This window comes from Nocardia higoensis, from assembly GCF_015477835.1.
GTDB classification, from domain to species: Bacteria; Actinomycetota; Actinomycetes; order Mycobacteriales; family Mycobacteriaceae; genus Nocardia; species Nocardia higoensis_A.
In genome coordinates, this window is sequence record NZ_JADLQN010000001.1 from 468989 (window position 1) to 494845 (window position 25857).

Sequence of the window (25857 nt, forward strand, 5' to 3'; positions counted from 1 at the left end):
CCACGTGGCCCTGACCCCCGAGGATCTGCGCTACACCGAGGAGCACGAGTGGGTACGCCGGATCGGCCCCACCCGGGTGCGGGTCGGCATCACCGACTACGCGCAGTCCCAGCTCGGTGATGTCGTGTTCGTTCAACTGCCCGACGTGCCACGCGCGGCCGAGGCGGGGGAGAGCGTCGCAGAGGTGGAGTCGACCAAGAGCGTTTCCGACATCTACGCCCCTCTCGCCGCGAAAATCATTGTGGTGAACGAGGAATTGACGGCCGCGCCCGAGACGCTGAACGCCGATCCGTACGGCGCCGGGTGGCTCTTCGAAGCGGAGGTGGACGACGCTTCCCTGCTCGACACCACACTCGGTGAACTGCTGGATGCGGCAGGTTATCAAGGAGTTATCGGGGGCTGAATCAGCCTTCCCGGTTCCCCCTGCACGGGCAGCCCCCGGCAGGGTACGGTCAAAGCCAACGGATGAGCCGGCGCTCTCGCGCGGGCATTCTGCCGACACGAACTCGTGTCGACCAAAGCATCACCTGCTTGCATGGATAATCAGGTTCGAGGAGGAGAGAAACGGTGAGCGAGAACAAAGACCCGGGTTACCAGGAGACCGCGGCCGAGACGACGTCGGTCTTCCGCGCGGATTTCCTGAACGAGGTCGACGCGTCGCGCTCCGAGCAGACCGGCGAACCGCCGGTCCAGGGGGTCGAGGGCCTACCGGCGGGAGCCGCTCTCCTTGTCGTCAAGCGCGGACCGAACGCGGGGTCGAGGTTTCTGCTGGATCAGCCCACCACGTCGGCGGGTCGCCATCCCGACAGTGACATCTTCCTCGACGATGTCACCGTCAGCCGGCGGCACGCGGAGTTCCGTCAGGACGACGACACCTTCCAGGTGGTCGATGTGGGCAGCCTGAACGGCACCTACGTCAACCGGGAGCCGGTGGATTCCTCCGAACTGCAGAACGGTGACGAGGTACAGATCGGCAAGTTCCGCCTGGTCTTCCTGACCGGGCCGCGCGCGCAGGCGAACGAGTCCTCGGCGGGTGCGGGAAGCATGTGAAGCGCTGCTTCGGGTGGCGGTGTCGGGAGGTATCGATCCAGTAGCGGCGTCGCCTGGAACAGGCTGGGGGACGGGAAGGGCTGGCGACGGTGAGCGGTGCGGCGCAGTGGGCGCGCGGAGGGATGTCCATCGGCTCCGTGCTCGACCTGTTGCGCCCTGACTTCCCGGACGTCACCATTTCCAAGATTCGATTCCTCGAGTCCGAGGGCTTGATCCGCCCGGAGCGCACGCCGTCGGGATACCGGCGGTTCTCGGTGGCCGACTGCGAGCGGCTGCGGTTCATCCTGACCGCGCAGCGCGACCAGTATCTGCCGTTGAAGGTGATCAAGGAACAACTCGAAGCGATCGACAGCGGGGCGGCCACGCTCGGCGTCCGGGAAGCGCGCGCCCGCTCGCATCCCGGTCGGCCGGGCGCCCCGGAACCGGAGCGTTCCGCCGGCGCCGACGGGCGCACCATGCCGCGTCCACTCAACGTGGTGGGCGAGACGGTGAGTCCCGAGGAATTGCGCTTCGATCACGAAATCCGGCTCACCCGAGCCGATCTGCTCGCCCAGGCGGGTGTCGACGAGAAGTTTCTCAACGACCTCGTCCGAGCGAATCTGGTCACTCCCGGCCCGGCGGGGTTCTTCGGCGCCGACGATGTGCCGCTGGTCAGGACCGCCCGCGCGATGGCCGAGTTCGGACTGGAGGCGCGCCATCTGCGTGCCTTCAAGCTGGCCGCCGACCGCGAGGCCGCGCTGCTCGCTCAGATCGCCGCGCCGATCGCCAAGAGCCGGGACGCGGGCGCGCGGGCGCGGGCGGAGGAGACCGTGCGCGAGCTCGCGGCGTTGTCGCTGAGCCTGCACACCCACTTGGTCAAGGCCGCGGTCCGCAGCGCTCTGGGCAATTGACCCGGCCGGCGTGACCCGACGGTGTCCGATACGCCATCGGGCCGCGGCAGCCGATCGCGGCACTCCCTGGAATTCGCTTAGACTCGTATTCACGGCGAGCTCTGCGGCGGTCGGCGGGCGGTCGGCGATTATGGGAGGCAGTGGCATGAGTGAAATGCGTGTGATCGGCATCCGCGTCGAGCAGCCACAGAACCAGCCGGTGCTGTTGCTTCGGGAGGTGTCCGGGGAGCGGTATCTGCCCATATGGATCGGGCAGGCCGAAGCCGCGGCCATCGTGCTCGAACAGGAGCATGTGACCCCGGTACGGCCGCTGACGCACGACCTGATCAAGATCATGATCACCGAACTCGGGCATACGCTCAAAGAGGTCAGGATCATCGATCTCAAGCAGGGCACCTTCTACGCCGATCTGGTGTTCGAGAACGACGTGCGGATCTCCGCGCGGCCCTCGGATTCGGTCGCCATCGCGCTGCGCGTGGGTTGCCCGATCTATGCCGAGGAGCCGGTGCTCGAGGAAGCGGGCTTGGTCATGCCCGACGAGCGCGAGGACGAGGTCGAGAAGTTCAAGGAGTTCCTCGACTCGGTATCGCCGGACGATTTCAAGGCGACCGACGGCTGATTTCTCTACCTGAAGTACAGCCTGAGACTTTTACCGCGCGTCGCGTTTGGTCCGACGACACCGGTGCCCGGAGAATCGACGGGAGTAATCTCGATAGTCGGGCCGTGGTCGCTGTCGGTGGAATCCGGCGGATGGTGAGCGTCGGTCGCTAACGGAGTCGGGTCATCGATGGGGCCAGGCGTCGGCGGAGCAAGGGAGTGGTCAATGGCAGAGCAATCGCGGGATGTGGTACAGCCAGGCCTGTTCCCCAACGATGCGGTGCCGGACGATTTGGTCGGGTACCGGGTTCCCAGCGCGTGTCAGGTCGCGGGCATCACCTACCGTCAGCTCGATTACTGGGCGCGCACGGGACTTGTCGTGCCCTCGATTCGCAGCGCGGCGGGCTCGGGAAGTCAGCGGCTGTATTCGTTCAAGGACATTCTGGTCCTGAAGATCGTCAAGCGGCTGCTCGACGCCGGTATCTCGCTGCAGAACATTCGCATCGCGGTCGATCATCTGCGCAGCCGTGGCGTGGAGGATCTGGCCGGGATCACGCTGTTCTCCGACGGCACGTCGGTCTACGAGTGCACCTCGCCGGAGGAAGTCGTCGACTTACTGCAGGGCGGGCAGGGCGTGTTCGGAATCGCGGTCAGCGGTGCGATGCGGGAACTGACCGGCATCATCGCGAATTTCCCGGCCGAACGTGCCGCGGCGGTCACCGAGCGGCCCGAGGACGAATTGTCCTACCGCCGCAAGGCGCGGATGAATCGCGCCACCGGATAGGCGTACATCGGCGTTCGCCGGATGTTCGCGGACAGTGACGAGCGCGACATGGTCTCCGGCACGTCGATTCACAGACACCCGGCCTAGACTGGGTGGGCGTCGCGTCGTGCGGGAGAGTCCCGGTTTGCTGAAACCGGGCGCCGAAGGAGCAGCACCTCCCCGTCAATCTCTCAGGCACCAGGACCGTACGACCTTCGACGCCTCTGGAAAGCGGTGATCCGTGCCTCGGCGCGGTAGCGCCCGCCCACGGGGAAAGGGACTCGGCAGCACGCCCGGTTCCCGAATCTCTCAGGCAGCAGCGACAGAGGGGGAGGGCAGGAAACCGTCGACCTGGTCGACCCCGCCCCGCCTTGGGAGTTGCCGCCGTGACCCGATCATCGTTCGCCGACCGCCATATCGGCCCCGACGCCGACGAACTGGCCAGGATTCTCGACGTCGTGGGCGTCGGATCCCTCGACGCGCTGGCCGCCGCCGCGCTGCCCGCCGGCATCCTCGACGACGCCGAAGGCCCGCTGGCCGCGCTGCCACCTGCGGTGAGCGAGCACGAGGCGTTGGCCCAGCTGTCGGCGCTCGCGGCCGCGAACACCGTCGCGACGTCGATGATCGGTCTGGGTTATTACGACACCTTGACTCCGCCCGTTCTGGTGCGCAATCTGATCGAGAACCCGGCCTGGTACACCGCCTATACGCCGTACCAGCCCGAGATCAGCCAGGGCCGCCTCGAGGCGCTGCTCAACTTCCAGACCATGGTCGCGGACCTCACCGGCATGCCGGTCGCCAACGCGTCGATGCTGGACGAGGCGACCGCGGCCGCCGAAGCCATGACGCTGCTTCGCCGGGCGGGGAGGTCGCATTCGGCCCGGCTGGTGATCGACACCGACCTGTTCCCGCAGACCCGCACCGTGCTGTTCACCCGCGCCGAGCCGCTGGGGATCGAGATCGTCGAAGCCGATCTGGCATCGGAGGGGCTGCCCGAGGGTGCGTTCTTCGGCGTCGTCGTGCAGACGCCGGGCGCGTCGGGGCGGTTGGTCGACTGGTCGTCGCTGATCGAGGCGGCGCACGAGCGTGGTGCGCTGGTCGCCGTCGGCGCCGACCTGCTGGCGATGACGTTGGTGACCCCGCCCGGCGAGCAGGGCGCCGACGCGTGTTTCGGAACCACCCAGCGCTTCGGCGTGCCGATGGGCTTCGGCGGTCCGCATGCCGGGTATCTGGCGGTGCGCACCGCGCACGCCCGTCAGCTGCCGGGCAGGCTGGTCGGGGTGTCCAAGGACGCCGACGGCAATGCCGCCTACCGGCTCGCGCTGCAGACCCGCGAGCAGCACATCCGTAGGGAGAAGGCCACCTCGAACATCTGCACCGCCCAGGTGCTGCTGGCGGTCCTGGCCGCGATGTATGCGAGCTACCACGGGTCCGACGGGTTGCGCGAGATCGCGCGGCGGGTGCACGCGCGAGCCCAGCGCCTCGCGGCCGCCCTCGGTGACGCGCTGGTGCACGACCGGTTCTTCGACACCGTGCTGGCCCGGGTGCCGGGCCAGGCCGAGGCCGTGGTCGCCAAGGCCGCGGCGTGCGGGATCAACCTGCGCCTCGTCGACGCCGATCACGTCGCGGTGGCCTGCGACGAGGCCACCACCGATGCGCACATCGAGTCCGTGCTCGATTCGTTCGGCGTCGCCGAGACCGAGCCGACGGCGGTCGGTGGTGATCGTGTCGCCGGGGTCGAGGATCGGACCTCGGACTACCTCACCCATCCGGCGTTCACCCGCTACCGCACCGAGACCGCCATGCTGCGCTACCTGCGCGGGCTGTCGGACAAGGACATCGCCCTGGACCGCAGCATGATTCCGCTCGGCTCGTGCACCATGAAGCTCAACGCCACTGTCGAGATGGAGCCGATCACCTGGCCCGGCTTCAGCAAGCTGCATCCCTATGCTCCGGTCGAGGACGCCCCCGGTCTGCTGAAGCTGGTCGCGGATCTCGAGACCTGGCTGGCCGAGATCACCGGCTACGACGCGGTGAGCCTGCAGCCCAATGCGGGCAGCCAGGGCGAGTACGCCGGTCTGCTGGCGATCCGCCGCTATCACCTCGATCGCGGCGAGACCCATCGCGACATCTGTCTGATTCCGTCCAGTGCGCACGGCACCAACGCCGCCTCCGCGGCGATGGCGGGACTGCGTGTCGAAGTGGTGAAATGCCGCGACAACGGCGACGTCGATCTCGACGACCTGCGCGCGAAGATCGCCGATCACGCCGAGCGGCTGGCCTGCATCATGATCACCTACCCGTCCACTCATGGCGTCTACGAGCACGAGGTCGCCGAGTTGTGCGCGCTGGTGCACGACGCGGGCGGGCAGGTCTACGTCGACGGCGCGAACCTCAACGCCCTGGTCGGGCTGGCCAGACCGGGCCGGTTCGGCGGCGACGTCAGCCACCTCAATCTGCACAAGACCTTCTGCATCCCGCACGGCGGCGGTGGTCCCGGCGTCGGCCCCGTCGCCGTGCGCTCGCATCTGGCGCGGTACCTGCCGGGCGATCCGCTCGAGCCGGGCTCGCACGCGGTCTCGGCCGCTCGCTACGGCTCGGCCTCGATTCTGCCGATCACCTGGGCCTATATCCGCATGATGGGCGCCGAGGGCCTGCGCCGGGCGACGCTGGCGGCGATCGCCTCGGCCAACTACCTCGCCCGTCGCCTCGACGAGTACTTCCCGGTGCTCTACACCGGCGAGAACGGCATGGTCGCCCACGAGTGCATCCTCGACCTGCGCGAGATCACCAAGAACACCGGCGTCACCGTCGACGATGTCGCGAAGCGCCTGGCCGACTACGGTTTCCACGCGCCGACGATGAGCTTCCCGGTCGCGGGCACCCTGATGGTGGAGCCGACCGAGAGCGAGAACCTGGCCGAACTCGACGAGTTCGTCGAGGCCATGATCGCCATCCGCGCCGAGATCGATCAGGTCGGCGCGGGGGTGTGGCCGGTCGAGGACAATCCGCTGCGCGGAGCGCCGCACACCGCCGAATGCATGGTCGGTGAGTGGGACCACCCGTACTCTCGCGAGATCGCCGTCTATCCCCGGGGGATGGGGCACAGCCGGGCCAAGGTGTGGCCGTCGGTGCGGCGCATCGACGGTGCGTTCGGCGACCGCAATCTGGTCTGCTCCTGCCCGCCGCCGGAGGCCTACACGCAGTGATCCGCCGTCGCGCCGGACTCTCGATCGAGGAGTCCGGCGCGGGCCGCGGCGGCCGCGATGTCGGCGGCGCGGCGCGTGAACGCCTCGTCGACCGGCTCGTGAGTGATGAGCAGCCGGTGGAAGACCGGGGCGAGGGCTTGGCGGATCACCGCCTCGGCGTCGATTTCGGCGGAGAGTTCGCCACGCTCGACCGCGCGGGCGACGATCACCGCGCACTGCCGATGCCTGGCGCGGTAGAACTCCCGTAACGCCTCGGCCGCTTCGGTGCTCTGCAGCGCCGCGGTGACGAAGGCGGTCGCGACCGGTCCCGCGGCGGGATCGGCGAAGCCGGTGTGCAAGAGCGCGGTCAGCGCCCGCAGATCCGTGCCGAAAGCACCCGTGTCGGGCAGCGGCCACGGCTCGTCGGCGGCCAGTTCGAGCGCGTCGGTGACCAGGCCGGCCGCATCACGCCAGCGACGGTAGACGGTCGTCTTGTGCACGCCTGAGCGCTGCGCCACGTTCTCCACGGTCAGTCCCGCGAATCCATGAGCCACCAGTTCGTCGAGCGTCGCCTGCCGGACGGCGTCGCGGACCCGTGCGCTGCGTCCGCCGGGTCGCCTCGAAGTTTCCAAAGACAACTCCTGTTGCATTAGTTGTTCGACTGTCGTATCTTAATGCTACACAAGTAGCGATTGGAGATTCGACTGACCACTCAACTGACCCTGCGCAATGTCGGGAAGTCCTACGGCCCGCGCGTCGTCCTCGACGCGGTATCGCTGTCGATCGCCCCCGGTGAGCGGGTGGGTATCGTCGGCGAGAACGGTTCGGGGAAGTCGACGCTGTTGCGCATCATGGCCGGGATCGAGGCGCCCGACGAAGGTGAGGTCGTCTGCTTCGCGTCCGGTGGCACGGGCCATCTCGAGCAGACTCTCGATGCCGAAACCGTCGGTGACGCGGTAGATGTCGCACTCGCGGATATTCGTGAGACGGCCCTGGCCATGCAGCGGGCCGCCGAGGCGCAGGACATGGAAGCCTATGGCGAACTGCTCACCGTGTTCGAAGCGCGCGACGGCTACCAGGCCGACCTGAGGGTCGAGCAGGCGATGCACGGCCTCGGTCTCGGGCACCTGGACCGGCATCGGGCCGTCGCTACCCTGTCCGGCGGCGAGCGCGCACGCCTGGCGCTGGCCTGCCTGCTGGCCTCCTCCCCGGAGATCCTGTTGCTCGACGAGCCGACCAACCATCTCGACGACGCCGCGCTGACCTGGCTGGAGGACCGGTTGCGTGGGCACCACGGCACGGTCGTCGTGGTATCGCACGACCGGGTCTTCCTGGACCGGGTGGCGACCGCGGTGGTGCTCGTCGAGGAGGGCGGCCTCACTCGTTTCGGTGGCGGCTATTCGGATCTGCTCGCAGCCGAGGCGGCCGCACGGCATCGGTGGGGGCAGGACTACGCGCGCTGGTGCGCGGAGATCGCCCGGCTGCGCGAGTTCTCCCGCGACACCGCGCACCGGGTCGCGGTGGGCCGGGCGCAGCGCGACAACAACAAGATGGCCTACGACCGGCATGCGGGCCGGGTGCAGAATTCGGTGTCCTCGCGCGTGCGCCAGGCGGTCGAGAAAGTACGCAGGCTGGAGGCCGATCCGGTGCCGCGGCCGCCGGAACCGTTGCGGTTCGGCGGGGGATTTCGCGCCGCGCGCCCGGTCCGTTTCGAGCTGGGTGTGCTGACACTGGGCCCGCGGGACCGCCTGCTGATCCACGGGCCCAACGGGTCCGGCAAGTCGACGCTGCTCGACCGGATGTACGCGACGGTGTCCGGGCGGGTCGGCTATCTCCGGCAGGAAGAGAGCTTCGATCCGCGGCACAGTGTGGTCGACGCCTACGGCGGTTCCCGTTCGGCACTGCTGACGACCGGGCTGTTCCGGGCGGACGCGCTGGACCAGCCGGTCGGCGCGTTGTCGGAAGGGCAGCGGCGCAGGCTGTCACTGGCCCGCCTGATCGCGGGGGAGCACGACCTGCTGTTGCTCGACGAACCGACCAATCACCTGTCCCTGCGGCTGGTGGAAGAACTGGAACAGGCGCTGGCCGACTATCGGGGCGCACTCGTCGTCGTCACGCACGATCGTGGGCTGCGGCGCAGGTTCCGGGGGACGCACAAGGAGGTGGGCGAGTTTGCCTGAGATCGTGGAAGTCGTCGAGGTCGACGGCGGTCCGTACGGTGTCGCCGTGGATGCGGCGGGCATGGTCTGGTGCACGCTGGCCGAGCGCGGAGCGATCGCACGATGGGATGGCTCACGGCTCGAGATGTTCGGGCTCGAGCCCGCCGACGGGTCGCCGACCGTCATCATCGCGCACGGAAATGACGTGTGGTTCACAGAGTTTCGCGGTAACCGGATCGGCAGGATCGGGTCGGGCGGCGCATGCGAGTACCTTCCCGCCGACTCCCCGTACGGCCTGTGCCTCGCCCCGGACGGTGCCCTCTGGTACACGGAGGTGAACGCGAACGCGGTGGTGCGTCGTGATCCGGCCGGCGCGCTCGACCGGTACACCGTCGAGGGCATGCCGTCGACGATCGCCGCAGCTCCCGACGGCACGGTCTGGTTCACCCTGAATCAGGCGAACGCGATCGGCCGGATCACCGCGGCAGGAGGGCTCTCGGTCCAGTCACTGCCCACCGAAGCCGCGGCGCCGGTGGGGATCACCGTCCGCGGGGACGGCGCCTGGTTCGTCGAGATCGGCGCCGGGCAGCTCGGCCACATCCCTGCCAGAGGCGCAGCCGGTTCCGACGACGCGGTTGCCGCTCACGGCACAGTCGCCACCCACGGTCCGGTCATCGAATTCCCGTTGCCGGATCGCGCGGCGAAGCCACACGCCGTCGTCGCCGGTCCCGACGGTGCGCTGTGGTTCACCGAGTGGGCGTCGTCGCGGCTGGGCCGGATGACCGTGGACGGCGCGGTCACCGGGTCGGCGCTCCCCGGCGCGGAACCGCACGGTCTCACCGTCGCGCCCGACGGCTCGATCTGGGTCGCGATGGAGTCGGGTGCCCTCGTGCGGGTGCGCCCGGACACGACTCGGTGACGTCGGGCTGGGCCCGAGCGCGCTGGGCAGCCGGATCGCCTCCGGGGCGCGGCCGCACCTGATGCGGTGCGGCCGGACACCGCCTGGCGCTTGCCGACCGGGACTCGTCGCCCCGGCCCGATCTCCGGCTAGGTGGTGGTCAGCGCCTGCACCACGGCGGTGCCGAAGCTCAGGTCGTCGGACGTGGTGACCTGGGTGTAGGTGCCGCCGGTCCGGCCAGCGGCCGTTTTCAGCGACTCGGAGCCGTCGCCGCCGATCGCGATCACGTCGAGGCGGACCGGGCGTTGCGGATCCGCTGCCTCGGTCAGCGCCGACAGCAGCGCGGCGCCGGTGAGCGAGGAGTCGTCGTCGGGGCCGTCGGTGATCAGCAGGATCGAATTGGTGCGTCCGGCTTCGTAGTTCTCGATCGCCGCGCGGTAGGCCGCCAGCAGCGACGGATACGCCTGGTCGGCGGCGGTCGATGTGGCTTCGACTCCGCCGAGCGCCTCGTCCACGGCGGCGCGCTGGGTGTCGGTGAGCGTGGCGGTCTCGGCCCGCACCTCGTAGGGCGTGCTCCCGTCGAGGTTCTTGCCGAAGGTCCAGAGACCGAAGCCGAAGTCCGGCGGCATGACAGTGAGGGTGGACCGCAGCGCGCCGAGGGCATTGGTCAGGCGGGTTGTCGCGCCTTCGGCGGTCGACATGGAGGAGGAGACGTCGAGCAGGACGGTCGCATGCACGCCCAGGACCGGATTGTCCAGGGTGGCGCGGACGGTCTCCAGCGCGGCGCGATTCGCACCCGCACCGGTGGGAGGCGGGGTCGCGGTGAAGCCCGCGGAGCTGAAGAACTGGGCTTGCTGGGGGTGGCGCAGATAGTCGATGAACATCCCGGCGGCCAGGTTCGCGGTCTGATCGACCCATGGTCCCGACATGAGCGCGGCCGGGTGGTCGGCGTAGACGGTGGTGCCGACCGGGCGGTAGGCGATCAGCCCTGGTTGTCCGGCGATCTGTTGTTCGGTGGCCGTCACCGCGTGCACGCCCGACCCCGCGCCGCCTGCCGCGGCCAGCGCGGAGGCCACGTCGGTGGATTCCGGAGCGCCGACCGCGAGACCGGACACCGCGGCGACCGCTTGCCCCGAGGACGCGCCCGATTCTGTCAACGGCTCTTCGCCGGACACCGCCGCGGCGACCGACATCGCGACCGCCAGGCTCGCATCGCCACCGGGCAGCGCCAGCCCCAACCCGCCCCATCCGGACAAGCCCAGCTCGTCGAGCGTGCCCTGCTGGAACCGGGCGAGATCCGCCCACGCGACCTGTGCGAGCGTCAGCGCGGCGTGCAGTTGCTCGGGCACGCCCAGCGCGATCGGGGTGGACGCGATGGGCGAGGGTTCACCGGCGATCAGGCCGGGCACCCGCATGTACTCCACCGAACGCGAGGAGTCCGGAATCCACAACACCGGCTGCGGGCCGAGTTCGCCCTCGTCCCACGCGCCGCCCGCGCGGAACGCCTCCGCGATCGCCGCCGACGGCCGCGCGAGGACCGAGACCCGCACGCAGTGATCGCGAACGATCGGTTCGGTGGCGTTGTACTTCTCGGCGACCGCTCGTACCGGCGCCTCGATATCGGGATCGACCGTGACGTCGACGACCGCTTCGCCTTCCACGCACTCGGCCGCCGCCGCGCTGTCGCGGTCGGCCGCTCGATCCTGGAACCGGAACCACGCGAAGACCGCCACGACCAACAGCAACAGGGCCACCACGGCGAGAACCGGACCCTTGCTGATGCCTCTGGATCCGTTGTCGCTGCGATGTGTACCCACGGCCGGTAAGTGTATGGTCACGCGCCGTGTGACGAACGTCGAGGGAGGCAGTCGCCCGCGGACGGGGGAATCGCCAGGTCAACCGCATCAGACCCGGCAGGCGAGCGCCTCGCCTCGCCGGGCCTGACGCATCGCGGACCGGATCAGTCGCGCACCAGGTGCCCCCGGTCGAACTCCGAACCGCCCCAGACCCCCGACTGCCCGGTCTCGGCGGCGAACTCACCGCAGGCGGTCCGGATGGGGCAGCTCGCGCAGATGGCGCGGGCGTAGTCGAAGTCCTCGGACGGGAACGGGAACCAGGCATCGTGGTTGGGATCGCCGCGGCAGGCGGCGCGATGCCAGTCCCGCGCGTCGGACAACGGCAGCAGGTCGGCGAGGACCCGCTGGGCCGCGGTGGGCAGGGTTCGGACAGACATGACGGCGGTCTCCTCTCTGTGTGCCGCTGTCGGCTGTGCCGGGCGTGCGCAGTCGGCTACGCCGGCAATTGCCTCCAGATCTGACGTTGCCGCTTGCCCAGGTGGTCGGGTGCCTTCGGCTGCCACAGCAGCCGCATCCCGGCCTCCTCCGGCGTGCGGTCGGCCTTGCGGGTGTTGCAGGGCGCGCAGCAGGCGACGAGGTTGTCCCAGGTGTTGGGACCGCCCCGGCTGCGTGGGCGGATGTGGTCGACGGTGCGCGCCCAGTCCGCGCAGTAGCCGCACCGGTTGCCGTCGCGGCGCAGGATGCCGGCCAGGGTGGCGCGGCTGTCGTCGCGCAGGGTCACCGCGTGCTCGAGGAAGACGTACCGCAGCAGACGGATGGTCTGCGGCAGCGCGATCTCGAGCCGCTGCGACCGGATCGGGAGGTAGGGCTCGCGGTGGGCGATCGACTCGGCCGCCCCGCTGATCAGCAGCACGACGGCCCGGTCGGCGGTGACCTCGTCCAGCGCCTCGTAGGAGGCGTTGAGCAGCAGCACACGGCTGTGTATCCAGTTGTCTGCGGTGATGGCCACCGTGGTGGTGGCGGAGCTGAACGGCATCGGGCTCACCAGGTTTCGTGCGGAGATCATGGGCTGACGACGGGGCTGCGGTGATCGGCGCCGGGACGGCGGGTGATGCCGTCGGCGATCGTCGGGGAGAGGGGTACGGAATGTCAGGAACGGACGCGCACAGGTGATCGCGGTCAGCGATCGGCGTCCCGGGCGTCTGCCCGGCACATCGTGGGGAACGGCTGACGGCCGTACCCGTGTTCGCGGTGCAGTGCACTCGGTTTCGCGTCGATCAGTCGATTCGACGGCATCGGCCACCCCCTTCCCCGTGCTCGGCGCTCCGTCCCCCCGGTGGGGTGAGCGGCGTGGAATGCCATGGTGGCACGGATAAGAAGGGATTGTCGCCTCATTTTTCGACGGCCGCTCGTCCGGCCGGACGGGGAGATGCCCCGATCGCCGTGTCGCTCGGCGACCACGGCACATGCTCGGCGGCTGAGCGGGTCTCGACCGAAAACGACGCCGCACCCGTGCGTCGGTTCACGGGTGCGGCGTCGGGGTTCGTCGGCTGAGTGATCTGTCGGCTCACCCCAGCGGGCTGTGGCCGAGTTGGACGTTTCCGGTGAAGCGCAGTTGCTTGGCGCGGGGCAGAGGATGGAACAGGATGCCGTGCACGTCGCGGTAGCGGCGTTCGATGTCGCAGCCGCGGGAGTAGCCGAGGCCACCGACAGTTTCCATGGCCAGCCGGACGGTGGTCAGGAGGTGATCGGCGGCGACGGTCTTGCGGCTGAGGGTGCGGGCGGCGTGCGCGTCGGTGTTGTCGAAACCCAGGTCGTCGGAATCGGTGAACATGGCCGCGATCAGGTCGGCGGCGGTGGTGTGCACATTGGCCAGCTCGCCCACGGTCTGCACGACATGCGGGTCTGTGCGGCCTGCTGTCATGGCGAGCGCGGTGTCCACGGCACCGTCGGCGATGCCGAGGTAGGCGGCGGTGACGAGCGGCATCGCCGCGCCGATGACCGTGTTCAGCAGCGGCGGCCAGACATCGGCGGGACGGATCAGCGAGACCGCCACGTCGGGGACGAACACGTCCTCGAGCACCACCGTGTGCGATCCGGTGGCGCGCAGGCCGAGCGTGTCCCAGGTCTGCTCGATGCGCACGCCGGGCGCGGAAAACGGTACGGCGCAGTGCAATACGCGCGGACCTTCCGGTGCGCCGTCCCAGCGGACGCTGGTCACCAGGATCGTGCCCGCCTCGCAGCCGCTGGCGGGCGCCTTGCGAGCGGAGACCCGGTAGCCGCCCTCGACCCGCTCGGCGTGGCCGTTGGAGGCGACCCAGTCCGAGGCGCCGGTGCTGACCAGGATCGCACCCGCGGCGACCTTGCCGAGCACGCCGGAGGCGTCCGCGCCGTGCTTGTGCCGCCATACCTGGGTTGCGACCAGATGACAGTGCATGGCGAAGGCGACGGCGGTCGAGGGATCGTGGCGGCCCAGTTCGCGCAGGATCGTGCCCACGTCGGTGTGCGTCGCGCCGCCGCCGCCGAACTCGGTCGGCACGCCCGCGGCGGAGAGGCCGTGGTCGCGCAGCAGGTCGAAGGCGGTCCGGGACAGCTCGCCGGTGCGGTCGCGCTCGGCGACCTCGGGGCGGAGGGATTCGCCGACGATGCGCGCGCGGTCCACCCAGTCGGCGGTGGTGTGCTCGGGACCGGTCACCGCGACGGCCGGACCGGCATCGGTGGCCGTAGCGGTCGAGGTGGGGGTGCCTGTTGTCCGGGTGGTCGTGGTGGAGGTGGGTGTGTTGGTGGTTGGCGTGGCCGGGGTGGCTCCGGTGGTCGCAGTGCCGACGACGGCCGGGCCGGGCGCGACGGTCGTGGGGGCGGTGGCGACTGCGGCGGTCCGGGGCGGCTCAGGGAGCGTGATGGTCGGCGTCGAAGGGGTGGTCGTGGTCGGCGTCGAGCCGTTGGTGGCGCGCACCCTCGTGGTCGGCTCCGCGGTCGGGTCGGATGTGCGGGGGGACGCGGCGGGGATGACGGCCTCGGCCGGGTTCGGGCCGGCGGTGGTGGCCGGCGTGGATTCGGGGGTCGGGGAGGCAGCGGTAGTGGTCATGTTTCGAAGCTAGGAACCAGCGCGATAACCGGATAGTCCAGGAAATGAACTCCTCCGGTGCACGAACAGGACCGGCGGACTCGCCAGGTGGAGGCCTCATGACGAATCCGACCGCGCTGAACCCGACCCAGCTGGATCCGACCGCGCTTGATTCGACCGGTGCGCCTGGGAATTCGGTCGCGCCGAACGTGAGCGCGGGCTACGGCCAGTACTGCCCGATCTCGCGTGCCCTGGAACTGCTCGGCGAGCGCTGGTCGTTGCTGATCCTGCGCGACCTGGTGCTCGGCAGCACCCGGTTCAACGATCTGGCGCGCGGGCTTCCCGGCCTGTCGCGCAGTCTGCTGGCCAAGCGGCTGCGGCAGTTCGAGCGCGCCGGGCTGGTGAACAAGACCGGCGCGCACTATGTGCTCACCGAGTCCGGTCGCGACCTCGGGCCGATCCTGTTCGGCCTGGCCGAATGGGGCGCGAAATGGACTTTCGGCGAGCCCGACCCCACCGAGATGGACCCCGACCTGCTGGTGTGGTGGATGCACACACGGCTGGACACCTCCGCCCTGCCCGGGCACCGCCAAGTGTTCGCGGTGCGCTTCACCGACGATCACCGCCGCTACTGGATCGTCGTCGACCGCGGCGCGCCCTCGGTGTGTGTGACCGATCCGGGGTTCGACGTCGATGCCACCATCGTCTCCGACGTCGGTTCGCTCTATCAGGTCTGGCTGGGCCGGATGCCGATCCTGCACGCCATGCGCTCCGGCCGCCTGACCTTCACCGGCCCCTCCGCGCTCACCCGCCGGATGCCCGAGGTGCTGCGCCTGAGCCCGGTCGCGCCGTACTTCGCGACACCGCTGCACGCCGAAGTCAGCGCCTGACTTGGGCAGGACTGGGCTCAGGTGAGCGCGAGTTCGGCCGCGCCGAAGGAGACGTCGAAGCGGTCACACCAGATCGACACGTTCGGCACGGCGGCGAGATCCACCTCGGCGGGGACCGGGTAGTTCTGATCGCCGCGATTGCCTTTCAGCTGACCGAGGTCGACGTGCTCGTCGTCGTCGAACACGTGCCAGCCTTCCCTGCCCGCAAGGACAGGTGCGGCGGCGAGCCAGACGTGCAGGTCGGGACCGTCGGATGTGTCCAGATTCTCCACGCGCAGGACGCGGGAGCCGTCGGCCAGGCCGAGTACGACGACCGTGCCCGAGGTGGCGTGCTCATGGGAGATGAACGCGCCGCGCGCCAGCACCCGCGGCTCGGCGGGATCGTCGCCGGCGACCGCCGCCGTCGGCGCCGGCTCCTCCACCGTGGTGGAGGTGAACAACCGCCACGGCTCGAATACGACGGTGGCGGCCACGAGCACGATCGCCGCGACGACCACGAGCGCCCAGGTGATCGGCGAGCGGGCGAGGGAACGGGCCGAAGGCATACTGTCCTCCCGGGTCGGGTGCGAAACGCCTCAGGCAATCATGTCCGCCCCGTGTCCCTGCCGCCATACCTGTTTTTCGCGGGTCGGTGAATCCGTCAGAGGTTGCCGACGATGTGTTCGAGCCGCTGGGCGACCAGCTCGCGCGCCTTCTCCTCGAGCGCCGGGCGGTACCCGCTGGGGTACACCTGGTCGCCGGGCTCATAGTTCTTCAGCACCTCTTTGGCGAGGGTGACCTTGTGGACCTCGGTCGGACCGTCGGCCAGGCCCATCACCTCGGCGTAGGTGAGCATGTCGACGAACGGCAGGTCGGTGCTGACGCCGATGGCGCCGTGCAGGTGCAGCGCGCGCTGGGCGATGTCGTGCATGACCTTCGGCATGGCGACCTTGATGGCGGCGATGTCCTTGCGGACCGCAAGATAGTCCTGTTCCTTGTCGATGCGCCAGGCGGTGCGCAGCACGAGCAGCCGGAACTGCTCCATCTCGATCCAGCTGTCGGCGATGCGCTCCTGGGTCATCTGCAATCCCGCGAGCGGGCCCTTGCGCATCTGCCGCGACACCGCGCGCTCGCACATCATGTCGAAGGCCTTGCGCACCAGGGCGACCGTACGCATGGCATGGTGCACCCGGCCGCCGCCGAGACGGGTCTGGGCCACGATGAAGCCCTGGCCCTCTTCGCCGAGCAGGTGGTCGGCGGGCACCCGCACATCGGTGAACCGCAGGTGGCCCTCGTGCTCGCTGAAGCCGGGGACGTGGAAGTTCTTGACGATCTCCAGGCCGGGGGTGTCGGCGGGCACGATGAACATCGACATGCCCTGGTAGGGGCTGACCTCGCGGTTGGTGACCACCATGACGATGTGGAACGAGGCGAACTGGGCGTTGGAGTTGAACCACTTCTCGCCGTTGATGACCCAGTGGTCACCGTCGCGCACGGCGGTGGTGGTGAACAGCGTCGGGTCCGAGCCGCCGGTGGGTTCGGTCATCACGTAGCAGGAGCCGATCTCGCCGTCGAGCAGTGGCTGCAGGTACTTCTGCTTCTGCTCCGGGGTGCCGTAGTGGGCGAGGATCTCGGCATTGCCGGAGTCGGGGGCCTGGCAGCCGAACACCGATGGCGCCCAGACGGAGGTGCCGAGCACTTCGTTGAGCAGGGCGAGCTTCATCTGGCCGAAGCCGGGACCGCCGAGCTCCGGGCCGAGGTGACAGGCCCACAGACCCTGCTCCTTGACCTTCTCCTTGAGCGGGCGCATCAACGCCATCGCTTCTCTGTCCGTGCGGTCGTAGGGGTTCGGGTAGATCAGGTCCAGCGGCTCCACCTCGGTGCGGACGAACTCCGCGGCCCAGTCCAGTTTCTTCTGGAACTCCGGATCGGTTTCGAAATCCCAAGCCATGGTCAGCCTTTCGTGTCGGGGTCGGTGCGGACACCGTCGAGAACGGTGCTCGCGAGAATGTCGGCGATCTCCTCTGGGGTGCGGCCGCCGTGCGGGCGGTACCAGAGCACCACCGTGTTCAACATGCCGAGCAGGCTGTTGGTGACGACGTGGTCGGCGGTGCGCAGCACGCCCGCCGCCGCGCCCGCGTCGAGCGTGCCCTGCCACTGCCGCTGGATGCGGTCGCGCAGGTCCTGTAGTTGCGTGCCGCGCTCGCCGGTCAGCGCGGTCACGTCGCGCAGCTGGATGGCGACCTGGCGGCGGTGCGCGACGATCAGGCGCACGTGGCTGTGGATCAGCAGGCGCAGCGTGGTGACGGGGTCCTCGCCCGCGGCGACGATGCGGTCGGCATCGGCGAGCATCAGCTCGGTGTAGTCGCGCAGGATCTCCCACAACAGCTCCTCCTTGGAACCGATGTGGTAGTAGAGCGCGCCGCGCTGCACGCCCGCCCGGTCGCCGATCTCGGCCACGCCGGTGCCGTGGAAACCCTTCTCCGCGAACAACTCCACGGCGGCCTCCATGATCCGCGCCCTGGTGTCGCCGGGCGCGGAGGTGGCGGCGGGCGGGCGGCCGCGTCGGCGCGCGGGCGCGGCGTCGGTCATCGCCGCGCCGTCCCGGCCGTCATCGCCAGCCGCCGTCGAGGGCGAGCGTGGCGCCGGTGGCGAAGGAGGACGCCTCGGTGGCGAAGAACAGTGCCGCTCCCACGATCTCGTGCGGCTCGCCGACTCGGCCGAGCGCGTTGCGCCGGGTGAGCTCGGCGCGCATCTCCTCGGACCAGGCCGCGGAGATGTCGGTGGCGAACGGGCCGCACTGGATGGTATTGACCCGCACCGAGGGTCCGAAGGTCTGCGCGAGGCCCGCGGTGAGCGCGTTCAGGCCCGCCTTCGCCGCGGCGTAGGGCACCGCCAGTGGCTCCGGCTCGGCCGCCTCGATCGAGGAGATGTTGATGATGCTGCCGCCGCCTGCCGCCGCCATCCGCGTGCCGATCAGGGCCGCCAGCCGGAACGGGCCCTTGAGGTTCACCCCGATCACCTTGTCGAACATCGCCTCGCTCACCTGGTCCACGCTGGGATAGAGCAGCGACATGCCCGCGTTGTTGACCAGCACGTCGACCCGGCCGAACTCGTCGTAGGCCGCCTCGACCAGGGCGTCGCACTGCGCCCAGTCGCTGATGTTGGCGGCGACCGGCAGCGCGCGGCGTCCGTGCTGTTCGCGGACCTGCGCGGCGAGCTCGGCGCAGCCGTCGAACTTGCGGCTGGCGATCACGACGTCGGCCCCCGCGGCGGCGAAGGCCAGCGCCATCTGTCTGCCGAGGCCGCGGCTGCCGCCGGTCACGAGGACGACCTTGTCGGTGAGGGGCACCGGCACTCCTTCGATCGGGGAAGAGCGGAACGCGGAGAAGATCGGAACACGGACATGTTCCGAAGTAAATGTTCCGATCAGTACATTAAAGCGGCCGGCCGCCGAGAGCAAGAGCCCGCTCCCGCCAATCCGCAGCTACGCCCTCGGCCCTGGCAAAGTGGCCGACTACCGGTGGGTAATATGAAGGCCGTCCTTTCCCACCCGGCTTCTCGGAAATGAGGCAGTAGATGACAGAGCGGATTCAGGTCGGCGGGCTCCAGGTGGCCACGGTTCTCCACGACTTCATCGAGAACGAGGCACTGCCCGGCTCCGGCGTAGATTCCGCCGCGTTCTGGGCGGGTGCGGAGCAGGTGATCAACGATCTGGCTCCGCGCAACCGCGCCCTGCTGGCCGAGCGCGACGAGATCCAGGGCAAGCTCGACGCCTGGCACGGCGAGAACCCGGGCGCAGGCTACGACAAGGCCGCCTACAAGAACTACCTCACCGAGATCGGTTACCTACGGCCCGAGCCCGCCGATTTCACCATCGGCACCGCGAACGTCGACGCCGAGATCGCCACCACCGCGGGCCCGCAGCTGGTGGTGCCGGTGATGAACGCGCGCTTCGCGATCAACGCCGCCAACGCGCGCTGGGGCTCGCTCTACGACGCGCTGTACGGCACCGACGCCATCCCGGAGACCGGCGGCGCCGAGAAGGGTTCGGGCTACAACCGGGTCCGCGGCGACAAGGTCATCGAGTGGGCGCGCAACTTCCTCGACGACGCGGTCACCCTGATCACCGGTTCGCACATCGGCTCGACCTCCTACAAGATCGTCGACGGTGAGCTCGAAGTCGGTCTGGAGGACGGCACCGAGATCGGCCTGGCCGATGCTTCGCAACTGGTCGGCTACCTCGGCGATCCGGCCTCGCCGACCTCGATCCTGCTGAAGCACAACGGATTGCACATCGAGATCCAGATCGATCCCGAGTCTCCGATCGGCAGCACCGACACCGCGGGCATCAAGGACATCGTGCTCGAGTCCGCCGTCACCACGATCATGGACTTCGAGGACTCGGTCGCCGCGGTCGACGCCGAGGACAAGGTGCTCGGCTACCACAACTGGCTGGGCCTGATGACCGGCACCCTGGCCGAAGAGGTCGCCAAGGGCGGCAAGACCTTCACCCGCACCATGAACCCCGACCGCGTCTACACCGCGCTCGACGGTTCGGAGCTGACCCTGCACGGCCGTTCGCTGCTGTTCGTGCGCAACGTCGGTCACCTGATGACCTCCGACGCGATCCTCGACGCCGAGGGCAACGAGGTGCCCGAGGGCATCCTCGACGGCCTGGTCACCTCGCTGATCGCCAAGCACTCGCTGCGCGAGGACGTCGCTCTCAAGAACAGCCGCACCGGCTCGGTCTACATCGTGAAGCCGAAGATGCACGGCCCCGACGAGGTGGCCTTCGCCAACGAGCTGTTCGACCGCGTCGAAGACGTGCTCGGCCTGCCGCGCCACACCCTCAAGGTGGGCATCATGGACGAGGAGCGCCGCACCACGGTCAACCTCAAGGCCTGCATCGCCGCCGCCAAGGACCGCGTGGTGTTCATCAACACCGGCTTCCTCGACCGCACCGGCGACGAGATCCACACCTCCATGGAGGCCGGGCCGATGGTCCGCAAGGCCGACATGAAGGCCCAGCAGTGGATCGCCTCCTACGAGGACTGGAATGTCGACACCGGCCTGATCACCGGCCTGTCGGGCAAGGCGCAGATCGGCAAGGGCATGTGGGCCATGCCGGATCTGATGGCCGACATGCTGGCCCAGAAGATCGTGCACCCGAAGGCGGGCGCCAACACCGCGTGGGTGCCCTCGCCGACCGCCGCCACCCTGCACGCCACCCACTACCACCTGGTGGACGTGTTCAAGCGACAGACCGAGATCGCCAAGGGCGGCCCGCGCGCGACCGTCGACCAGATCCTGGAGATCCCGCTGGCCGCCGACCCGAACTGGACGGCCGAGGAGAAGCAGCAGGAGCTGGACAACAACTCGCAGTCCATCCTGGGTTACGTGGTGCGCTGGATCGACCAGGGCGTCGGCTGCTCGAAGGTGCCCGACATCAAGGACGTCGCGCTCATGGAAGACCGTGCGACGCTGCGCATCTCCAGCCAGCTGATGGCCAACTGGCTGCGTCACGGCATCGTCACCGAGGACGAGGTGGTGGCCAGCCTGAAGCGGATGGCGCCGGTGGTGGACCGCCAGAACGCCGGTGACGCCAACTACCGCCCGCTGTCGCCGGACTTCGACGGCAGCATCGCGTTCCAGGCCGCCAAGGAGCTGATCCTGGAGGGCACCACCCAGCCCAACGGCTACACCGAGCCGATCCTGCACCGTCGTCGCCGTGAGGCCAAGGCCGCGTGCAAGTGAGTGATGTTCGGTGATTGAAAAGTAGCTTGCTACAGCTCTTTTCGACTCGAGGCCCCGCACCTGGAACACAGGGTGCGGGGCCTTCGTCATCACTGAAGATCAGCTCGAATACCGGCTCGTCACGCTCAGAACGGCCACAAAACGGCCACACGCGGGACATGCAGTCGGTGTCGGAAAGTGATGCTCTACCAGCGACGATGGCTGCCGCCATCCTTGATGAGTACGTCGTGGCGTGCGGCTACGGAGTGTCGTGATAGATCAGGAGGCCGCCGACCAAAACCTTCGCGGGGCTATGGGCACGGCGCATACCGAGCTAAGTCCAGCGGTCTGCGGAGGTTGAGACGGCGCAATCGCGGTCGCAAGCGATTCCGAGATTTCGACCATCGCCGTGATGTCGAGGATCCCGTCCGTTGCAGAGGTCGGCGTCGACTTCAAATCCGACCACAACCTGCGGCACCGGCATTCAGCGCTGGGCTACCGGACACCGGTCGAGTACGCTGCGGCCTGCACCCACACCCACCACCCGGTGGAGTGCGGGATCAACTACCAACGGACGAAACAACCCGGGCTCTACTCCCGGTGGTCGCATTATCGGGGACCGGCCAGTTGAACCCCGAGTATGCGGGGCGGCGCCCGGGGCGGGCGACCCTCACACCTGTTGGGCTTCCGCTCCTCGGACCAGTGCATCGACCATCGCAGGCATGCTTGCGCGCAGCATCAACCAGACAAGGGGACCGGTGAAGGGAATGCGGGAACTGAATGCCGCTTCCCAGGTGATGACGCACCCGTCGGGCTGTTGCATTATGCGGACATCGGCGCGGTGATCTCTGACGGGGATGCCCGACATGATCGTGTAGGCGTGATGGTGGGGGTGATCAGCAACCAAGATCCGTTCCCGCATGGTCAAGCCGCTCACCACGATGCGGCGTACCTCGCCTTGTTCCTCCCAGGTGGCGGTCCGGGCGCCTGCCAGCCATTCCGGCCAGCGCCCGGGATCGGCGAGCAGCTCATAGACGGTCTTCGATGATGCGTGGCAGAAGCGTTCGAATCGCAGGGAGAAGCGCATGCGATGAAGCGTGCTGTGCAGTGCCGTAGACGCTTTGCGCGGTTCCCGCTGACTGGGACTGAACTGTCACGGGTTGGATGCCGCTTCTCCTAGAGGAAGATGGTTCCCATCATGTCGAAGCGTTACCCACCCGAGGTTCGTGAGAAGGCCGTGCGTCTGGCTCTCGAACGTCTCGATGAGTACGGAACTCCTCAAGCGGCCGCCCAGGCCATCGCGCCGTTGCTCGAGGTCCATTTCGAGACGTTGCGGATCTGGATCAAGAAAGCTCTGGCAGAGGGCGCCCAGCCGAGCAGAACGTCCGGCGCGGGCTTGTCCTCGGCTGAGCGCGAGGAATTGGTGAAGCTGCGCCGCTGTCGGCGGAACGTGAAGACTGACCACCGCGCGGCAACTCAAAATGGACCATCTGGTCGGTGACCCTGGCTTGATCCGAGCCAGGGAGGACCGAAAGGATGCTTGCTGTGGAGGATTGGGCTGAGATTCGTCGTTTGCGCCGGTCAGAGGGGATGCCGATCCAGGTGGTCGCCCGGGTGATGGGCGTGTCCCGTAATACGGTGAAGCGGGCGTTGGCCTCGGACGGGCCGCCGAAGTATCAGCGTCTGGCGAAGGGGTCGGTGGTGGACGCGGTCGAGCCGCAGATACGGGAGTTGCTGCGGGCGTATCCGAGGATGCCGGCGACGGTGATCGCCGAGCGTGTCGGCTGGACTCGTTCGGTGCGGGTGCTCTCGGGCCGGGTCGCGGAGCTGAGGCCGGTGTATCTGCCGCCGGATCCGGCGTCGCGGACGACGTATGTGGCTGGGGAGATCGCGCAGTGTGATTTCTGGTTCCCGCCGATCGAGTTGCCGGTGGGGTTCGGGCAGGTTCGTGGCCCGAAGCAGTTGCCGGTGTTGACGATGGTGTTGGGGTATTCGCGCTGGTTGATGGCGATGTTGATCCCGTCGCGGCATGCCGAGGATCTGTTCGCTGGTTGGTGGGGCCATATTCATGGGTTGGGGTCGGTGCCGAGGGTTCTGGTCTGGGACGGGGAAGACGCGATCGGTCGCTGGCGGGCCGGGCGCAGCGAGCTGACCGCCGAATGTCAGGCGTTCCGGGGAACGCTGGGAACGAAGGTGTTGATCTGCAAACCAGCCGATCCCGAGGCCAAGGGCATGATCGAGCGGGCTCACGACTATCTGGAGCGGTCGTTCCTGCCGGGTCGGTCGTTCGCTGGACCGGCCGACTTCAACACCCAATTGCAGGGGTGGCTGGAGTTGGTGAACGCGCGCCTGAGGTTCCCCCGCTTTCTTGGAGGGCTCTGAGCATGGTCCGATAGGGCCAGGAAGGAGCCCCGCGTGGCAGCACCGAAGAAGTACCCGGACGAGTTGAAGGCCCGAGCGGTTCGGCTGTATCAGGACTCGGACCCGAAACCGACGGTCCGGAAGTTGGCCCAGCAGTTGGGTGTGCATCACGAAGCGTTGCGCACCTGGATCCGCCAGGCCAACGCCGGGCAGCGACCGGAACCGGCGACCGTTGATCTGGCCGAGGAGAACAAGCGCCTGCGTAAGCAGGTCGCCGAGCTTGAGCGCGTCAACGACATCCTGCGTTCTGCGAGTGCGTATTTCGCCTCGGAGCTCGACCAGACCCGGAGGTGATCGTGCGCTTCGTCGAAGACAGCCCGCACCCGGTCGAGCTCGTATTGCGGGTGCTCGGTATCGCGTCGTCGACCTACTACTGGTGGCGCAAACGCCTGCGGGAGCCGTCGGCGCGGCAGATCGCCGACGCACAGTTGCTGGCCGAGATCGTCGACATCCACACCAGTTCTGGCGGGACCTATGGCTCGCCCCGGGTGCATGCGATGCTGGCCCGCCGCGGGGTCGCGGTCGGGCGTAAACGGGTGGAGCGGGTGATGCGCGGCGCCGGGTTGCAGGGCGGCATCGAACGCATCCGACTTGCCACCGGAGGACCGATAGCGGTCGCGATACCGCGACACCGCAAACGGGTTGATCGCGAATACTTACCGTCCAACAGCGCGCAGACCAGCCACCAGCAGACCACGCGTAGTCTCGATCGCGATCGGCAACTGTTCGCCGACGGGATCATGCTCGAACAGCATCCGTGACAGGATACTCAGTCCCTCGGCTGTATCCGGAATTCGTTCGCTGGCAATCACTTTGCCGTCGTAATCGACGATCGCCACATCGTGATGATCCTGCGCCCAGTCGATCCCGCACGCCAGTGCCGCCAATTCATAGCCTCCTCGCTCGTGATCCGACAACTTGCAGCGGGGCACGGCGCCCTAATGGACAGTGTTCTGCGGCACGACATCTCACGAGCCATTCCGCCCCGCTACCGACGGGCGCCCGAACTCGCTGAAGACTCGAAGGTCTGCGGGAGACGAAGGCTCACACCCGTCAGTGACCGGCATGATCATCCTCGTGATGGTGGGTGCTGTCACATGATCGGAGACAACACCCACCACGAGGCGCCGCTCTCGATGACCGGGCTCGATGGCCCTCGGCTGGTATGGGCGTCCGTTGCCATTACGGCTGGTACAACACCCAGCGCATCCAGAAGAAGCTCGGCTGGCGATCACCTGATGAGTTCGAAGCCAGCTACCATCACCGAGTTCCAGCCCAAAGCTGGTAATCCGCCCTCCAACAATGCGGGGAACCTCATGGTGCGTGGGTGACCTGGCGGCCACCGTCATCGACGCATTCCGTGACTGAGACGTGCCGTCGGTGATCGGCCGCCGCGTCGGGGAGATCCGGCACGGGAAGAGCGGATACCGGCTGGTCGGGTTGGATCAGGGGCGGTCGAAAACATGTTGCAGCACAACATAATTGCCGATCTCAGATGGTGAAATGAATCGGCGAATCGATGTCGATTCGCCGGGGCCAGCCCGTAATTTTGATGCTGCCACGGCTCGCGAGGAACTGACCCGGGCCCCATCTGAAGGGACTCCCAGATGACCGCTGCACAAGCTGCCCCGACCACTATCGTCGGGCCGAAGGTCAAGACTGACGACCTGTCGCTGACCGGTATGGTCACCGGCCATGACAAGGGCATCGGCTATGCCACCGGCGTCGCCGCCGACGGCGGGATCGTGACCAGGCTCGCCGAGGGAACCTTCGTGCTCAACCCGAAGGGCACCAAGGTCCTGGTGGTCAACAGCGACGGGGACGTGATCGACAAGTGGCCGCTGACCATCGAACTGCGCGGTCACGTGTTCACGCTGACCCCGAAGATCCTCGAAGATGGTCATCGGCTCAAGCTCACCCCTGCCACCAAGGACGGCAAGCCGCTCCCGGCTCGGGCTCCGCGCCCCGCGGGAGCCGCCGGTGCTCCGGCACGCGCGGCGTTCTTGCCCGATGCTGCCAACAGTGACCTCCGCAACGCTCTCGAGGCGGGCGGCTTCACTGTCGGTTCGATTCTCGGTTCCATCTTCGGCGCGGCGGTGACGCTTCCGACCGGAGGAACGGCCTCGCCGGTCGGTTTCACGGTGGGCTACATCGGCGGTGGATACGCCGGCCGTTTCGTGGGCGACTGCCTGGCCGACTTCTTCGAGTAATCCTCACGACCGCGGTGACTGGGGCTGGCTGAGGTTCCGACTTATATCTCCGGTAGCGGTTTCGTGGTCGGGGTAGCTCCCCGTAGCGTGCCGCAGCGGGCCGGGTGGTTTGACTCCTGAGGTTCCTGTCGCCGGAGAACTCCCGGCTGACTCTGCGGGGGTATGTCACGCTACCCGGCCTGCGTTCGCGGCGTGACCGAAGAGAGGCATGGC

Annotated in this window: 25 protein-coding genes, 1 pseudogene and 1 riboswitch; of the genes and pseudogenes, 15 read left to right on the plus strand and 11 right to left on the minus strand. The window is 68.3% G+C overall.

The window, feature by feature from the left end; all coding sequences use genetic code 11:
* Window positions 1-4: 4 nt before the first annotated feature.
* The 6 genes from gcvH (at window position 5) to gcvP (ending at window position 6509) form a co-directional block, all read left to right on the plus strand.
* A complete protein-coding gene (gene gcvH, locus IU449_RS02075; protein WP_195000270.1) occupies window positions 5-403 on the plus strand; it encodes a glycine cleavage system protein GcvH in 399 nt (132 codons plus the stop codon).
* 164 nt (window positions 404-567) lie between these two features.
* Window positions 568-1050 (plus strand): glycogen accumulation regulator GarA, encoded by a 483-nt coding sequence (gene garA / locus IU449_RS02080; RefSeq protein ID WP_067862573.1) that lies wholly within the window; start codon window positions 568-570, stop codon window positions 1048-1050.
* 122 nt (window positions 1051-1172) lie between these two features.
* Window positions 1173-1940, plus strand: a complete 768-nt coding sequence (locus tag IU449_RS02085; RefSeq protein WP_195000271.1) for a MerR family transcriptional regulator — start codon at window positions 1173-1175, stop codon at window positions 1938-1940.
* Window positions 1941-2085: 145 nt separating this feature from the next.
* Window positions 2086-2559: a bifunctional nuclease family protein gene (locus IU449_RS02090; protein ID WP_195000272.1), complete on the plus strand. Its 474-nt coding sequence runs from the start codon at window positions 2086-2088 to the stop codon at window positions 2557-2559.
* A gap of 204 nt (window positions 2560-2763) precedes the next feature.
* Window positions 2764-3321 (plus strand): MerR family transcriptional regulator, encoded by a 558-nt coding sequence (locus IU449_RS02095; RefSeq protein WP_228803641.1) that lies wholly within the window; start codon window positions 2764-2766, stop codon window positions 3319-3321.
* A 99-nt stretch (window positions 3322-3420) separates the two neighbouring features.
* A riboswitch (glycine riboswitch) is annotated at window positions 3421-3517 on the plus strand.
* 169 nt (window positions 3518-3686) lie between these two features.
* Entirely contained in the window at window positions 3687-6509 is a 2823-nt protein-coding gene (gene gcvP / locus IU449_RS02100) for an aminomethyl-transferring glycine dehydrogenase (RefSeq protein ID WP_195000274.1), read from the plus strand.
* Here the strand turns inward: gcvP and IU449_RS02105 are convergent.
* On the minus strand, window positions 6497-7120 hold the full coding sequence (locus tag IU449_RS02105; RefSeq protein WP_228803645.1) for a TetR/AcrR family transcriptional regulator: 624 nt from the start codon (window positions 7118-7120) through the stop codon (window positions 6497-6499). The genes gcvP and IU449_RS02105 overlap by 13 nt on opposite strands.
* 66 nt (window positions 7121-7186) lie before the next feature.
* Here IU449_RS02105 and IU449_RS02110 point away from each other — a divergent pair, with 66 nt between their 5' ends.
* On the plus strand, window positions 7187-8668 hold the full coding sequence (locus IU449_RS02110; RefSeq protein WP_416382147.1) for an ABC-F family ATP-binding cassette domain-containing protein: 1482 nt from the start codon (window positions 7187-7189) through the stop codon (window positions 8666-8668).
* On the plus strand, window positions 8661-9566 hold the full coding sequence (locus IU449_RS02115; protein ID WP_195000277.1) for a virginiamycin B lyase: 906 nt from the start codon (window positions 8661-8663) through the stop codon (window positions 9564-9566). Before IU449_RS02110 ends, IU449_RS02115 begins: the two co-directional genes overlap by 8 nt.
* 128 nt (window positions 9567-9694) lie before the next feature.
* Here IU449_RS02115 and IU449_RS02120 read toward each other — a convergent pair whose 3' ends face one another.
* The 4 genes from IU449_RS02120 to IU449_RS02135 form a co-directional block, all read right to left on the minus strand.
* Window positions 9695-11362: a VWA domain-containing protein gene (locus IU449_RS02120; RefSeq protein WP_195000278.1), complete on the minus strand. Its 1668-nt coding sequence runs from the start codon at window positions 11360-11362 to the stop codon at window positions 9695-9697.
* Between the two features lie 143 nt (window positions 11363-11505).
* Window positions 11506-11778, minus strand: a complete 273-nt coding sequence (locus tag IU449_RS02125; RefSeq protein ID WP_195000279.1) for a WhiB family transcriptional regulator — start codon at window positions 11776-11778, stop codon at window positions 11506-11508.
* A 56-nt stretch (window positions 11779-11834) separates the two neighbouring features.
* A complete protein-coding gene (locus IU449_RS02130; protein ID WP_195000280.1) occupies window positions 11835-12377 on the minus strand; it encodes an HNH endonuclease in 543 nt (180 codons plus the stop codon).
* A gap of 531 nt (window positions 12378-12908) precedes the next feature.
* On the minus strand, window positions 12909-14429 hold the full coding sequence (locus IU449_RS02135; protein ID WP_228803646.1) for an acyl-CoA dehydrogenase family protein: 1521 nt from the start codon (window positions 14427-14429) through the stop codon (window positions 12909-12911).
* Between the two features lie 98 nt (window positions 14430-14527).
* On the opposite strand from IU449_RS02135, the gene IU449_RS02140 reads away from it, so the two are divergent.
* Window positions 14528-15298 carry a winged helix-turn-helix transcriptional regulator gene (locus tag IU449_RS02140; RefSeq protein ID WP_195000281.1) on the plus strand — a complete coding sequence of 257 codons (771 nt, stop codon included), beginning with the start codon at window positions 14528-14530 and terminating at the stop codon, window positions 15296-15298.
* A gap of 17 nt (window positions 15299-15315) precedes the next feature.
* On the opposite strand, the gene IU449_RS02145 is transcribed toward IU449_RS02140, so the two are convergent.
* The 4 genes from IU449_RS02145 to IU449_RS02160 all read right to left on the minus strand — a co-directional run bounded on the left by IU449_RS02145 (window position 15316) and on the right by IU449_RS02160 (window position 18629).
* The gene (locus tag IU449_RS02145) at window positions 15316-15843 is read right to left on the minus strand and encodes a DM13 domain-containing protein (RefSeq protein ID WP_195000282.1); all 528 of its coding nucleotides are present in this window, start codon (window positions 15841-15843) and stop codon (window positions 15316-15318) included.
* A gap of 95 nt (window positions 15844-15938) precedes the next feature.
* Complete coding sequence (locus IU449_RS02150; RefSeq protein ID WP_195000283.1) at window positions 15939-17228, minus strand: acyl-CoA dehydrogenase family protein; 1290 nt, start codon at window positions 17226-17228, stop codon at window positions 15939-15941.
* A 2-nt stretch (window positions 17229-17230) separates the two neighbouring features.
* A complete protein-coding gene (locus IU449_RS02155) occupies window positions 17231-17869 on the minus strand; it encodes a TetR/AcrR family transcriptional regulator (RefSeq protein WP_195000284.1) in 639 nt (212 codons plus the stop codon).
* Between the two features lie 19 nt (window positions 17870-17888).
* A complete protein-coding gene (locus tag IU449_RS02160) occupies window positions 17889-18629 on the minus strand; it encodes an SDR family NAD(P)-dependent oxidoreductase (RefSeq protein WP_195000285.1) in 741 nt (246 codons plus the stop codon).
* Between the two features lie 227 nt (window positions 18630-18856).
* Between IU449_RS02160 and IU449_RS02165 the strand changes: the two genes are divergently transcribed.
* Window positions 18857-21034, plus strand: coding sequence for a malate synthase G (locus IU449_RS02165; RefSeq protein WP_195000286.1), 2178 nt, complete (start codon window positions 18857-18859; stop codon window positions 21032-21034).
* Between the two features lie 649 nt (window positions 21035-21683).
* On the opposite strand, the gene IU449_RS02170 is transcribed toward IU449_RS02165, so the two are convergent.
* Window positions 21684-22100 carry an SRPBCC family protein gene (locus IU449_RS02170; RefSeq protein ID WP_195000287.1) on the minus strand — a complete coding sequence of 139 codons (417 nt, stop codon included), beginning with the start codon at window positions 22098-22100 and terminating at the stop codon, window positions 21684-21686.
* A 99-nt stretch (window positions 22101-22199) separates the two neighbouring features.
* Here IU449_RS02170 and IU449_RS02175 point away from each other — a divergent pair, with 99 nt between their 5' ends.
* The 4 genes and pseudogenes from IU449_RS02175 to IU449_RS02190 all read left to right on the plus strand — a co-directional run bounded on the left by IU449_RS02175 (window position 22200) and on the right by IU449_RS02190 (window position 24195).
* Window positions 22200-22514 (plus strand): transposase, encoded by a 315-nt coding sequence (locus IU449_RS02175; RefSeq protein ID WP_195000288.1) that lies wholly within the window; start codon window positions 22200-22202, stop codon window positions 22512-22514.
* Between the two features lie 35 nt (window positions 22515-22549).
* Window positions 22550-23368, plus strand: a pseudogene (gene istA, locus IU449_RS02180) (IS21 family transposase); the annotation flags it as partial.
* Between the two features lie 60 nt (window positions 23369-23428).
* On the plus strand, window positions 23429-23728 hold the full coding sequence (locus IU449_RS02185; protein ID WP_195000289.1) for a transposase: 300 nt from the start codon (window positions 23429-23431) through the stop codon (window positions 23726-23728).
* A gap of 2 nt (window positions 23729-23730) precedes the next feature.
* Window positions 23731-24195, plus strand: coding sequence for an IS3 family transposase (locus IU449_RS02190; RefSeq protein WP_195000290.1), 465 nt, complete (start codon window positions 23731-23733; stop codon window positions 24193-24195).
* Here the strand turns inward: IU449_RS02190 and IU449_RS29760 are convergent.
* Window positions 24091-24366, minus strand: a complete 276-nt coding sequence (locus IU449_RS29760) for an IS110 family transposase (RefSeq protein WP_416382093.1) — start codon at window positions 24364-24366, stop codon at window positions 24091-24093. The two genes, IU449_RS02190 and IU449_RS29760, sit on opposite strands and share 105 nt — an antisense overlap.
* A gap of 675 nt (window positions 24367-25041) precedes the next feature.
* Here IU449_RS29760 and IU449_RS02200 point away from each other — a divergent pair.
* Window positions 25042-25644, plus strand: a complete 603-nt coding sequence (locus IU449_RS02200; protein ID WP_195000292.1) for a hypothetical protein — start codon at window positions 25042-25044, stop codon at window positions 25642-25644.
* Window positions 25645-25857: the final 213 nt, after the last annotated feature.